Source organism: Rhodococcus sp. BE178 (assembly GCF_050433545.1).
GTDB lineage: Bacteria > Actinomycetota > Actinomycetes > Mycobacteriales > Mycobacteriaceae > Prescottella.
In genome coordinates this window covers 28,106-40,641 of sequence record NZ_JBNPXA010000008.1, presented here as the reverse complement: position 1 = coordinate 40,641, position 12,536 = coordinate 28,106, and the positions used below count along the sequence as shown (strand labels likewise).

Below are 12,536 nucleotides of genomic sequence, written 5' to 3'. Positions count from 1 at the left end.
ATGTCATTGTCGTCATACGATGTTTGTGCCGTTGTTTGCCAACATCATTCGCTTCCTTGGCTCGCCCTCCACCGAGTCGGTGCCACTTTCCTTGCCGGCACGCGGAGTCACGCCCTCTCCACACCTTCAGTGCTTGCAGGGCCACCGAATGTCCCTGCAAGCGAATACATACAGCAAAGGAAATACCCGATGTCTTGGACCGGAGACCCGATCTGGCTGGCCGACGTGCTGCGCGCGGCCGGCCTGCGGGTGATCGAGCACGAAGGCTGGCGTGACCGGGGCCACGGCGACTTCCGCGACCTGCGCGGCGTGCTGTGCCACCACACCGCCGGCGGCGGCACCGAGGACTGGCGCATCGTCCAGTACGGCCGCCCCGACCTGGACGGCCCCCTCGCCCAGCTGGTGCTGGAACGTGACGGCACCTTCCGCGTCATCGCCGCGGGCGTCTGCTGGCACGCCGGTCGCGGCTCCTGGCCTGGCTGGCCCACCGACAACGCCAACTACCACGTGATCGGCATCGAAGCCGTCTCCCGCGGCGACGGAACCGACTGGACCCCAGCCCAGCTCGACGCTTACAAACGCGGCTGCGCCGCCATTCTGGGCCGCATCGGCCGCACCGCCGATGACTGCGTAGCCCACCGGGAGTACAGCCGAGAGGGAAAGATCGACCCCGCCGGCATCGACATGGACGAATTCCGCCGCGACGTAGCGGCCTTCCTCGAGAGAAAGGACGCGCCGATGAGCGCCTCAGAAGTCACCCAGCTCCAGGACTTCATCATCAAGTTCTGCGGCCCGATCAGCAGCGATGTCAAGGACATCCGCGAACAGCTGTGCGGCCTGGACCAACGTGACCGGGGCCAGTACGCCGGCTGGCCGCAGCTCGGCGGCCACACCCTGGTCGACGCCCTCGCTGACGTCATCGGTCGGTTGGATAAGTTCGAAAGCCGCTTCATCCCGCCCGCCCCCTAACCCCCAACGCGCCGGGCCCCGCGCGACACCGCCCAAAGCTCCGCTGAACAGCAGCTGGGCCTGGCGTCCGCTCAGGCCCGCCTCGTTGCGTGCCCGTCTCCCGTGCAAGTCCACGGGCGCAGACGCCGCCGCCCGGGGCGCCCAGGTCCCGCACTCGGGCCGGCTCATACCCCGGGGCGGGACTATTCCTCTCTCGAATCCGCCTCCTTGCTGGAGGATTTTGTTCCGGATCGATCCCGTTGGAAGCTCCGCCGCATGATCGCCGTCACTTCGGAGTTCGGTGATTTGGTGTGCGGTCGCGTTTTCGCGCAAAGAACGGCGAGAACCCTCATGTCTCCGGAACCAGTAACTCCTGGGAAGCCCAGCCGCAGGCTGAGTTCGGTGATTGCGGTGGTGGAGGGCCTCGAACTCGGCTGGCGGCAGGTCGCCGCAGTGCTCGTAGAGTCGACGGTGGTTGAACCAGTCGACCCATTCGAGAGTGGCGACTTCGACCTGGTCAACGGTCCGCCAAAGGCGCCTCGGCGTGATCAACTCGGTCTTGTAGAGGCCGTTGATCGTCTCCGTGAGGGCATTGTCGTAGCTGTCCCCGGTGGTCCCGACCGAGGTGTCGACGCCGGCCTCGACGAGCCGCTCGGTGAACGCAACCGACGTGTACTGGGCGAGTTCAACCGGTCGGAGCGCACCACGGTCCGGTTGTCCGGACTACGGAGGGCGATGGCGTTGCGCAGGGCGGACACGGCGAGGTCAGAGGTCATGCGTGCGTCCATCGAAGTAGCCGACGATCTTGTTGGAGTAGCAATCCTTGATCGCACACAGGTAGAGCTTGCCTTCAGCGGTGCGATGCTCGGTAATGTCGTTCAGCCACAACATATTCGGCTTCGTCGCAGTGAAGTCGCGGGCGACCGGGTCGTCGTGCACCGGCGGCCCCGACCTGCGGCCTCGGCCGGGTTTCTTGGCGAACGCGGACCAGATCCGCTGCAGGGAGCGCAGCCGATGGACGCGGTTCTCGCCGGCGGTGATGTCGTAATGGGGCAGCTCGTTCGCGATGAACCGGTGCCCGAACGCCGGATCGTGGGTCTGGATATCGAGGGCTGCGTTGATCAGATGGGCGTCGTCCCAGTTCGCTGCGAGACCGGATCGGCGCGCCGCTTGTAGAACGCTTGTGTGGAGAAGCCGAGCACCCGGCAGGCCACCGCGACGGGGACACCGTCCGCGGCAAGGTCAAGGACCAGCGGGTACGTCATTTTGGGGGCAACTCGCGGGCGAAGAACGCCGCCGCCCGCCGCAGGATCTCGTTCTCCTGCTCGGGGAGCCTGTTGCGGTTGCGCAGTTGGCGCAGCTCTTCGGACTCCTGCACCGTCACACCCGGGCGGACACCGTCCTCGATATCGGCTTTCTTCAGCCAGTTGTGCAAGGTCGCTTCGGAGATCGCGAAGTCCTTCGCGATCCGAGCCGGCGGCGCCTGGCCTTTGCGGGCCACCGCGACGACGTCGCGACCAAACTCCTCGGGGTAGCGCTTCGGCATGGTTGGTGATCCTTCCAGGCGAGGACGCATCCTCACCAGTCCGAAGTCAACCAAACCCGGGGCCCCCGCTGCGCACAGACCGGCCGCGCGGCCTGCCGCAGCACGTTCACTGAAATAGTGCTCTACCTGCACTGTTGGTCGCTTTCCGTAGGACTGTCACACAACACCCGATGGGCTGATGCCCTCGGTGTGAGGTGGTCCGTAGTGACCGATCGAGGTTCGAGAACACATCGACTGGTCATGAATCACATTGCCCAGGAAAGTGTTTCCGACGCAGGCTGCTTGGGCTATTTCATGTCCACTCTTCGTTGCCGGCCCTTCCGTGTTTAGGAAAAGGCCCTGGCTGCCAACCCATTTCACCCCTTTGAGCACACCGCGGTCCACATGACCGACGTCCCATCGACTCCGCACCGGTAGATACCCCTTCGGTCGGGTACCGCGCTTTCCCTTCCGCCCACTTTTCGGCCGCTCCCCACCCTGGGGTGCGGCCTCTTTCATGAAACACCGAGGTACACCCATGGCAACCGAAGGTCACAAACGTCCCCCACCAACTAAAAAGACCGCGCCCGAGCCCTTCATCGGCCCCGTCGCCGTGGTCAATCCGCAGACTGCGCCCGAGCCCGACAAGCCCGCCTTCATCGACAACCCCTACCCGCTGGTCGATCGGCCGACTTCCCCCGCCACCCCGGCCCCTCCTACCGAGGAGGAGCAGCAGCCTCCCAGCCCTGGCAAGTCCACGAACGTCAGTCCCTACGCCATGATTGGCATAGGGCCCGACGGGGAGCCGCTTCCCGAGCCTCCAAAGATGGTGAATCCTTACGACCCGACCGGGGAACTGGGCATCGCCACTTATCCCGGAAATCCGGCAGCAGCACCGTTGGTACCAGAGAGATCGACATACTCCGCCGAGGACCTCCCAAAGACCACGGTGCCCAAAGACCTTGAGTCATTGTTGCTCCCTTCAGGCGTGACCGCTGACAAACCAGGCAGCGGAGGACTGAATCCACCCCCACCGGGCGTGGGCGCATTGGGTCAACTTATGCTTGAAATGACGCCTCCCGGAACGAAATTCGAGGGTGAGACAACGATCGGCCCGGATGGCGTGCCCACCACCGACTGGAATGTGGTGGTTCCCGGACAGGAGCCGACCTATTGGGGCAGGACTCAACAGGTTCCGCTTGCCGATGGTTCGTCGGTCGACATCAACTATGGCTCCAACGGCACGCCGCTGCTAGCGAAGGGCGAGGGTGATCCCGCGCTCCGGCTACGTCTGGCCGATGACAACGATGCCCCACGATGGGCAGTACTGAACTCTGCCGGTGAGTACCTGTTCACGATCGACAGCTCTGGCAACACGATTGGCGAGGGTGGATCGGCGTCGACGGTGGACCCGTCCGCGGGTCTGGCCGGCCTCGGAATCGGGGTCGCTACCGGAACGACGACGCTGGGGGCAGCCCTCGCCGAAAGCGCGGCGGCCGGGGCTGCGGCAGGTGCTGGGGCAGGAGCCCCCACGGGGCCTGGCGCGGCGGTGACCGCAACCCTCGGTCTAGTCGTCGCGGTCGGACTTACTTATTACATGTGGGAGACCGGGGTGCTCCCGGGCAGCCCGCACGGCAAACCCCAGGACGATGGCGTCAAGCCTGTCGACCCGAACTCGCTTCCAGAGATTGGACAGCCACAGCCGTGGATTCCGCCCAGGGTCGACGGCGACGAGGGCGTTCAACCTCCCCCCTTGCTCGAACCGGGACCCAGTCGCCCGAGCCCGTTTGATGACCCGGACACGGTACCCAGACGCCCGAGCCCGTTTGATGACCCGGACACGGTACCCAGTCGCCCGAGCCCGTTTGATGACCCGGACACGGTACCCAGTCGCCCGAGCCCGTTTGATGACCCGGACACGGTACCCAGACGCCCGAGCCCGTTTGATGACCCGGACACGGTACCCAGACGCCCGAGCCCGTTTGATGACCCGGACACGGTACCCAGACGCCTGAGCCCGTTTGATGACCCGGACACGGTACCCAGACGCCCGAGCCCGTTTGATGACCCGGACACGGTACCCAGACGCCCGAGCATGTTTGATGACCCGGACACGGGACCCAGACGCCCGAGCATGTTTGATGACCCGGACACGGGACCCAGTCGCCCGAGCCCGGCTGATGACCCGGACACGGAACCCAGTCGCCCGAGCCCGGCTGATGACCCGGACACGGTTTCTACCCAGAACCGTTTCCCCAGCACGAAGGAGGGACAGAACCGGGTTCCGGAGGAAGGACAATACTGGCTGGGAAATAGACTGATGTGGGATAAGGGAAACCCAGCAGGTATGAAGCCCGGCTTCGCGAAGAACCCGGACACAAAGACCGACCTCAACCTTCAGGCTGTTCTATACAAGCTCTTGGAATCGGGTATCGATGACATCGATGAAGAGCACCGGCCACCGATCATGGTAGCTCTTGCCGTCCTCCACGGCACACGGCTCTACCAGCAGACATTTCTCGGCGAGATCTGGCGGCTCGGGAACGGGAACGGGTACAAAGCGGACCTTGCCAAACTCACCAGCTCCAGCTTGGCAACGAGGAGGGACGAGCTGGACAGGCTGGCTGATCTCGGCGCTCCGGAAGCCTCGCTGGATGACGCAATCAACGAATGGTGGCGTGCCAAGGCGGTGGTTGATCGTGCCAAGGAACTGCTCGGCGAAGCCGGGGCGATCGCGATGCTCCGAACCGACGGGTGGACAGTGAAACGCCGCCCCAGAGGTTCGGGCACCCACGACATCGTCGCCGTCAAGAACGGTGAAGTCATGGTGATCGAAGCAAAAGGCGGTGACCCAGGCACCCCGCGGCCAGGCAAGGGGGCGACCGTCTCCGCCGGGCCCGGTAGCGACGAAATCCTTTCCCAGCAGATGACCGACCCGTATCTCTGGCATAAACTCAAGCAGGACGCCAAAAACGATCCCGAGTTCAAGCAGTGGCTTGTCGATCACGGGGTGTGGACAGCCATTGACAGCGAAGACCCTTCCAGGGTGGGTTATCGGCTGATCAAGGTCGAAACCAAGCCCAATGGGATGATTAAGACTATCGTTTATGGCTCCGAGCAGATCCCGACAGAGCATGGTATCCCCGCCGAGACGGTTATCGGCCAAACTACCGGTAATGGACCTGGCCCTAGGCTGCGCGGGGTCGCACTGCCGTTATCGCGGGCCAACACCTTCGTGGGGGCGGGGAACTTCCCGGTCGGTGTGCTCGGTCAGGCCGGTAGCTGGCTCGGTGGCCTGATCCAGGCAGGGTTGCACGATGTCGCCGCGATCGGGCAACTCGCTGTTCCAGTACCTGCGGTGCCTGCCCTGCTACCCGGGTTCCGGCCCCCTCGAACACCGGCAAACGAATCATTGACAGTCAACGTCGTGCAGCACACGCCGCCGCCCGGACAGATCGTCTCGGACGACGAACGACTCCGCGGCATGACTTACCTGTGAGGACTTGGCCCCGTCGTGATGTGGGAGGCTACGACCGCCGTGACGGCCACGACCGAACCACCCACTCTGACTACGAGAAAGAGCTGTAAAAGATGCGAGCAGATATCGAACGCGCTGCCCAGGCGGTGCGCGCGGCCGCTGAGTTCGACTGGACGTGGACCGTCCATGACCTGCCGCCGTTCTGCGGTCAGGTCGGCTGGCAGTTCAGCGGCCTCGATGAGCAGGTGCCGGCAGCGGTGACCAATCTGGAAGTCAATCGCCCGGATGTGAGGGTGTCCGTCGCGGACAGATCGACAACCGACTTGTCGCGAGCGATCAATGAGATCTCCTTCCGTGCCAGTGATGTGGTTCTCGGTCGGAGCGACTTGAAGCCTGAGCTGGATGAAGTTTTCGATGCACTCGTGCAGCGGATGTTCGAACTGCTCGGGCAGCGGCCCACGGATTGGTGGATCGAACCGACCCGCGGCCTGCGCTGGGACCTTCCGGGCGTGGTGGTTACGGCCCAGATCGGCGTCTCATCGGTCAGGGTGTATCTGGTCAGTCCTGCGTACCAGCAATGGTGCGACGAAATCGAGCAGAGCGCCGAAGATGAGTAGACGTGAGGTCGGTTGAGGCTGCGGCCGGCCCGACTCGCTGTCATTCCTGAAAATCGATAGCTTGCGCAGCTCGCACTAGCCTCGATCTTTCGTGAGTCCCGCGTGCTGGCCTGAGCGGCTAGTACATCGCCAATCGGCCCGACGGGGAACTCTGGGTTTGGGGCCACTTGATTTGTGAGGAGGTGTACACGCAGGTATCGCGACGCCACGCTGTCCGGCCTACCTGTGTGCTCCGCCCACCCCGGGCTGATGGGACTGCCCCCGGTTTGGTTGACATCTTGACCTGCCACGCGGGGTGTGTAGTTTCATGCCGCGAGTGGAGCCTGATTGAGGGTCTCATATTCGACCGGGGTCAGTCGCCCGAGCCCCCGTTGACGACGTCGCCGATTGTAGGTCCGCTCGATCCAAGTGGCGATCGCTAACCGCAACTCGTCCCGAGTGTCCCACCGGCGGCAGCGTCGGAGGTCACGTCGGCGCGCTGCCCCGAATCGACCTGCGCCTTGCGGGCCCAGTTGTGGAGCGTCTGAGCACTACCTATCCCGAGCTTGCCTGCGACGGACTAGATTGCCGCCCACCCCGAGCTGTGTCCGTGGCGGATCTCGGCGACCATCCGCATGGCCCGATCACGCAGCTCAGGCGGGTACCTCGTCGACGTCCCTGATGACATGACTCCATCCTTCCCAAGGAATGAAGCCTCCGGATACCTCGGGGTGGTTCAAACCACTATTTACCTGCACTGTTGGTCGTTTTCCGGCCGGTTGTCACACACCCCGTTGTAGGCTTGAGCCACAGGCAAGAAACGAATCGGAACTCCTTCCAACGTTTCTCACCTCTCGATTGCAACAATCTCGACGGGTCTGATAGCCCGTCACTCCCAGCCCATGCGGCTCGCCCCCGAACAACTATCTGGTTGAAAAGCGGGTTGAGAGCGTTCCGCATGCCCCGCCCCTTGCGCGCCCGTCTCCTGCGGGTAGCCCGCGGTCGCAGACGTCGTCGCAGCGCAGGGGCGTCATGGTCCCGCCCCCGGAGCATTCCCCTCGACTCCGGGGGCGGGACTTCTCCAACTCATCGAATGGATTCCCGCACAGGGAGTTCCGCAACACAGAAAGGTCGATGGCGTGATCACTGTTCTGACGTGTAGCGGCACCGGAGAGCGTGTGAGGCGGACCGGGTGAATATGCTCTCGTGCATCACGCGCCGGCTCGACAGCAGCAAATACCTGATCGGCCCCGGCGTCGACTACCCGGCCAGTGTCGGTCCTGCCAATCCGCGGAACCTCTTTGCCGGTCGCTCCGAGGAACAGTCGGTCGCGATGGGCGTTCGGGCGCTGGTCGCGGAGATCCGCGCTACCCCGAACCGTGTGGGGATCCTCGGATACAAGTAGCCCACCACGCAGATGAAATCACCTGCTGCCCTGCCAATTCGCCGCTTCGAACGCTTGCCGACAGCACGTCGGCTTCAGCTTCGCCGTCCTGGGCGGGTGGGGGGAGCGCACTGGCCGACCGTATCCGCTTCGCCCACAACGTCAAATAACGAACTGACGGTTACTGCGACCGGCTCGCCGCGCTGCTCAATGCGCACCGACCCGCGGTCACCGCCTGGAACCAAATGGATGGTCGACAATGTCTTTCGAAGATGTACGAGATGACGCACAGTTCGTGCGTTTCGCCGACGGCGAATGGGAAGGCCGCCGCACCGGCTATGACGATGGCGCACTGTCGGTCTCACGACCCAGCCGCCTGCTTCCCTTCCTCCAGTGGGCGTCGATCGCCAGCAGTGCGCTGAAGGGCCCGACCAAGGCGATGGTCAATGTGAAGGCCTACGCTTCCGGTGGCGAAGTGGAGGACGAACACGGTCCCACCGACGCCGGCGGCTTCCTCTCCACGGCTCCGGTCGGCTCGCTCTTCCCTTTCCTGCAGTGGCACAACTGGTACAACATCTACAAAGGCACGCGGGACGAAATCGTCTCCGCAGGTGGCGAAGCTGCCATCACGGCTATGGTCGGTGCCGTCACCGGCCCGGCCGTAGCCGCCACCGCGGGCGCGGCCACCGCGTTGACCAGCACGGTCAGCACCGTGGTGCAGACCCTGTCTTCCGCATCGCAGAACCTCCGGCAGGACGCCCCGAAGCTGGTGCAGCCCCGATTTCGCACGCCCGTAGGGCGTATGAGCCCGGAGATAGACCGGAGCACCACCATCAACGTGATCAAGACCGCCCCTGACGGCGCGACTTTCACCAACGACCCGTTGCGCGAGCGGATCGCAACCTATCTGAGTCACGTGCGCTGAAGCGCTCCCGCTCGCACGAGCGAAAGGGGGTGATGAGAAATGCTCAGTACCGTCGTCGATGTCCTCGAGACTGTCAGCGTGCTTCCGCTGTTGCTGCCGCTGCTCGGTCTGTAACCCGAAGTGTCAGAACGGGGTTTGTGGAAGCCCCGCTGGGTCCAGTAGTGCAGTCGATGCCGCCGGACCGAATCCGAACTATTCGTTTCCACGGACTACCCGTGAACCCAACATTTGGAGAATCTCGTGCCCAGTTCCGATGATCCCAGCGGTCTCGCCGAACGTATCCAGACCGAAGTGCAGGCCGTGGTCGCGCGACTCGCGATGTTGAAGGCCGATGTCAATGTGCTGTCCGACCTCGCCCAGGGCGTCGCGATGACAGTGGCCGCGGCCATTCCGCCGCCGGAGACCCCCGAGGGTGCGCCCGAGGGCGCTCTCGGCGCCGAGGTGACAGTCGGCCTGGCACCGGAAGCAGCGTAATGCCGACCTATCCCGCACCGGGGGAGTTCCCCGACTTCGAGCAGTTCATGGTCGACCTGTTCACCCCGACCGCGACCACCGTCACCACCTTGCCCGCCACCTCGGCAGACCTGCAGTCCAAGCTGCCCTTGATCTGGGTGCGGACCACCGGGGGAACGCTCGACATCAACGCGATCACCTACAAGGCGAAGGTTAGCGTGGTGGCCTTCGGCACCACTCGCGCTCAGGCGCAGCAGCTTTCGGTGCAGATCCGAACGGCGATGCTCGATGCCCCGGCCAACCGGGTCAACGGTGTGCTCGTCGACTATACCGAGGAGATCGCGGCCGAGGAACCGAAGTTCCATCCGCCGATCTTGCGTCGTGGCCGCGGTCTCACCGAGGTGCCCGACCTCGACCCGCTCAACCAGATGGTCGAGGTTGCGTTCTCGATCGAAGCTCGCCGCCAGTAGGCGGTGGGTGAATCCCGTCCTTGACGGGGCTTTCACCGGCGCCACTCGGTGCCGATTCCTGTTAACCATGCCTGCATTCGCGGGCGCTCGATTGGAGACACATGCCTGCCACCAACCTCACCGCGCTGAAGAACGCGCAGCGGTCGCTGCTGCTCAAGCCGCTCGACGCGGCCGTTTTCATCGCACCGCACTACACCCCGGCGCCGTCCGCGCTGACCGACGCCTCCGGCGTCCTGCAGACGCTGCCGCCGGCCTACCAGCCTGTCGGCCTGATCGACAAGAAGACCGGTGTGGCCTTCGCTCGTGGCATCACCGCCGCGCCGATCGAGTCCTACGGTGAACTGCAGCCGGTGCGCAACGACGTCACCAGCGATATCACCACCATCGAGTTCCAGCCGCAGCAGACGACCGCGCTGACGCTGAACCTGGCCACTGGCACCGCGCTGTCGGCGATCAAGGCCAATGCCGCCTCCGGTGAAGTGTTCTTCGCCCAGCCGGCCTCGGAAGAGATCACCTACTACTCGGCGATCATCATCGGCAAGGACGGCAACGACGCCAACCCGATCTACGTCTACAAGGTGCTGCCGAAGGTCGCGGTCAGCAAGTACGGCGGCGAGCAGTGGAACCCCACCGAGGTCCTCGCCCAGAAGTTGACCATGGTCGCCTTCAAGGACGACACCGCCGGCTACGCCATCGCCCATGGCTTCGGCGGCGCGGGCTGGAAGAAGATCCTGACCCAGACCAACATCCCGAACGCTGCGTAAAGCACCCCCAACCGTCTCCTGACGGTTTCTCGATCTCCCAGGTCCACGGACTTGGGCGTGGGGCGTGTCATGTGTCTCCGGTCATGGCACGCCCCACACATTCCTTATCCATTCTTGCCGGAGAAGAAAGCGGGTCCACCGTGTCCGCCATCCCCACCGAGTACCCCGTCACCATGACCGACGGCGTCGACGACTACATCGTTGCCAACGCGACCGAGTACGTCACCGCGGTCTTCAAGCTCGGCCACGCCGAGAAGGCCGAGGTCGAAGCCGTCGACAAGCCGGCCCGCGGCCGCGCTTCGAAGTCCTAGTAGCACAACACCACCCGGAGAAATAGCATCATGGCATCCACACCCGAAGCGGCCGACCAGGCCGAGGTCGGCGGTCGTTTCTACGAGCTGCAGCAAGAGCTCGCCCCGCGCCGACGCGCGCCCTACCGCCTGACCGACGACATCGCGATCGCACCGGTCACCCGCAGCCAGGTCCTGGCCTTGCGCCGGACCGCCAGCGATGACGAACAGATGGTCATCGTGCTGGGTGACCAGTACGAAGCCGTCGAAGAACTGTTCGCCGATCGGCCGCTCGACGAGTGGTTCGCCTTCCAGAAGGACCTCTACGCCCACCTCTTCGGCCAGGGCTCCTCGGAGCTGCCGGGGGGATCGCAGGGCTCGTAGAGTTCTGGGAACGTTTCGGTGCCGCGCTCGACTACGACTTACTCGAGCGCGGCATCGACATCCGGGAATGCTTCGGGCCCCACACCATTCGCAACCGTGATTGGCGCACGATCTGGTCCCTCAAGGACAGACTGCCGCACGGTTCACAATATCGCTCGGCGCTGGCGATGGATCGCGAGCTGGCCGAGCAGATGCTCGCCGCCGAACAAGCCGAGGCCGATCTCGACCTGTACGAAGAGAAGACCGAACCCGCCGGCCCGACTCCGGAGGGATACACCATCGACAGCTATCTGCTGCTGTCGATCATCGACGCGCTCCAGGGCGTGCAGGCCGCGGTGATCGCCGCCGCCGGTGGCGATCCGCCCCGGATGACGCCGATGCCCCGACCGGTCACCGCGGTGGACATCGTCCGCGACGCACAACGAGACGAGTCGATGCAAGGCCTCATCGACCAGTTCACCGGATCCACCTGGGAGGACGAATGATCTATTCCGCAACGCTGCCGGCCCAAGCCGCCGGCGCGGCCGACACCACAACCCTGGCCGGGGTCTATTCCCCGGCCTTCTACAGCGGCGACACCGTCACCGACGTCCAGCTCGTCGCACCGCCGGGGTTTGCCACTGTCACCGGCGCCGCGACCAGCAACGCCACCATCTCTGTCCGCCAGCTCCGCGATGGCGCTGTGCTGCAGACCTTTGCGAGCCTCACGCTGACCGCCGGCCTGAATCTGGCCGCGGAAATCCCCGTCACCATTCCGCTCACCGCGCCACCGGTACTACGCTCCGGCGATGTGCTGGACGTGCGAATGCACCAGAACGGCACGGGGCAGGCCATCGGCAGTGGACTGTTCGTGTCGGTCTTCGTGAGCTGACGCGCAGACGATGGCAAACGAATCGATATGACTATGAACGAAAATAGTGACGCGAGCAGCAGGCTGCAGAGCTTCTTGCGACAGAGCGGAAATGTGCCCGCTTACGCCTCCGGCGGCGATATCAAGGGGCCGGGATCGTCGATCGGCGACAAGATTCCGGCCTACCTTTCCGACGGCGAATTCGTGATGAACGCCCGATCGACCGCGGCAAACCGCCCGTTCCTGCAGGCATTGAACGCCGATCCGTCCTTCTTGCAGAAGATGCTGGCGGCACGTTCGCCGGGCGGTGGATCCGGCGGCGGTAGCGGCCCGGCCCAGCCGGCCCCCGGTGGGCAGCCTGCGACGGTGAACATCTCGATGTCGAGCAACGAAGACATCATCGGACGATTGAAAATTCTCGCGGCGCAATGGGAATTGTCTCATTAGTCGCCGCCGTAATGATATGGAT

The 12,536-nt window shown here is 64.3% G+C and carries 13 protein-coding genes and 2 pseudogenes; 13 read left to right on the top strand and 2 right to left on the bottom strand.

The window, feature by feature from the left end; all coding sequences use genetic code 11:
* The first annotated feature begins 189 nt into the window (after positions 1–189).
* A complete protein-coding gene (locus J2X34_RS15565; protein ID WP_174908122.1) occupies positions 190–969 on the top strand; it encodes a peptidoglycan recognition protein family protein in 780 nt (259 codons plus the stop codon).
* 393 nt (positions 970–1,362) lie between these two features.
* On the opposite strand, the pseudogene J2X34_RS15560 reads toward J2X34_RS15565, so the two are convergent.
* Positions 1,363–2,494 (bottom strand): annotated as a pseudogene (locus J2X34_RS15560) (IS3 family transposase); the annotation flags it as partial.
* 517 nt (positions 2,495–3,011) lie between these two features.
* On the opposite strand from J2X34_RS15560, the gene J2X34_RS15555 reads away from it, so the two are divergent.
* Together J2X34_RS15555 and J2X34_RS15550 are read left to right on the top strand one after the other, a co-directional pair.
* On the top strand, positions 3,012–5,972 hold the full coding sequence (locus tag J2X34_RS15555) for a hypothetical protein (RefSeq protein ID WP_429518224.1): 2,961 nt from the start codon (positions 3,012–3,014) through the stop codon (positions 5,970–5,972).
* A gap of 92 nt (positions 5,973–6,064) precedes the next feature.
* Complete coding sequence (locus J2X34_RS15550; protein WP_174908126.1) at positions 6,065–6,568, top strand: DUF6301 family protein; 504 nt, start codon at positions 6,065–6,067, stop codon at positions 6,566–6,568.
* Positions 6,569–6,873: 305 nt separating this feature from the next.
* On the opposite strand, the pseudogene J2X34_RS15545 reads toward J2X34_RS15550, so the two are convergent.
* A pseudogene (locus J2X34_RS15545) lies at positions 6,874–7,023 on the bottom strand (IS3 family transposase); the annotation flags it as partial.
* A gap of 716 nt (positions 7,024–7,739) precedes the next feature.
* On the opposite strand from J2X34_RS15545, the gene J2X34_RS15540 reads away from it, so the two are divergent.
* The 10 genes from J2X34_RS15540 (at position 7,740) to J2X34_RS15495 (ending at position 12,514) form a co-directional block, all read left to right on the top strand.
* Entirely contained in the window at positions 7,740–7,952 is a 213-nt protein-coding gene (locus J2X34_RS15540; RefSeq protein WP_174908130.1) for a hypothetical protein, read from the top strand.
* Between the two features lie 238 nt (positions 7,953–8,190).
* Complete coding sequence (locus J2X34_RS15535) at positions 8,191–8,856, top strand: hypothetical protein (protein WP_174908132.1); 666 nt, start codon at positions 8,191–8,193, stop codon at positions 8,854–8,856.
* Between the two features lie 240 nt (positions 8,857–9,096).
* The gene (locus tag J2X34_RS15530) at positions 9,097–9,330 is read left to right on the top strand and encodes a hypothetical protein (RefSeq protein WP_174908134.1); all 234 of its coding nucleotides are present in this window, start codon (positions 9,097–9,099) and stop codon (positions 9,328–9,330) included.
* The gene (locus J2X34_RS15525) at positions 9,330–9,779 is read left to right on the top strand and encodes a hypothetical protein (protein ID WP_174908136.1); all 450 of its coding nucleotides are present in this window, start codon (positions 9,330–9,332) and stop codon (positions 9,777–9,779) included. Before J2X34_RS15530 ends, J2X34_RS15525 begins: the two co-directional genes overlap by 1 nt.
* A 101-nt stretch (positions 9,780–9,880) precedes the next feature.
* A complete protein-coding gene (locus J2X34_RS15520) occupies positions 9,881–10,543 on the top strand; it encodes a hypothetical protein (protein WP_174908138.1) in 663 nt (220 codons plus the stop codon).
* Positions 10,544–10,683: 140 nt separating this feature from the next.
* Entirely contained in the window at positions 10,684–10,854 is a 171-nt protein-coding gene (locus tag J2X34_RS15515) for a hypothetical protein (RefSeq protein WP_174908139.1), read from the top strand.
* 30 nt (positions 10,855–10,884) lie between these two features.
* Complete coding sequence (locus J2X34_RS15510) at positions 10,885–11,217, top strand: hypothetical protein (protein WP_174908141.1); 333 nt, start codon at positions 10,885–10,887, stop codon at positions 11,215–11,217.
* A gap of 167 nt (positions 11,218–11,384) precedes the next feature.
* Positions 11,385–11,702, top strand: a complete 318-nt coding sequence (locus tag J2X34_RS15505; RefSeq protein WP_174908142.1) for a hypothetical protein — start codon at positions 11,385–11,387, stop codon at positions 11,700–11,702.
* Positions 11,699–12,088, top strand: a complete 390-nt coding sequence (locus J2X34_RS15500) for a hypothetical protein (protein ID WP_174908144.1) — start codon at positions 11,699–11,701, stop codon at positions 12,086–12,088. The genes J2X34_RS15505 and J2X34_RS15500 overlap by 4 nt, the downstream gene beginning before the upstream one ends.
* A 27-nt stretch (positions 12,089–12,115) precedes the next feature.
* Positions 12,116–12,514 carry a hypothetical protein gene (locus J2X34_RS15495; RefSeq protein ID WP_174908146.1) on the top strand — a complete coding sequence of 133 codons (399 nt, stop codon included), beginning with the start codon at positions 12,116–12,118 and terminating at the stop codon, positions 12,512–12,514.
* Positions 12,515–12,536 lie beyond the last annotated feature (22 nt).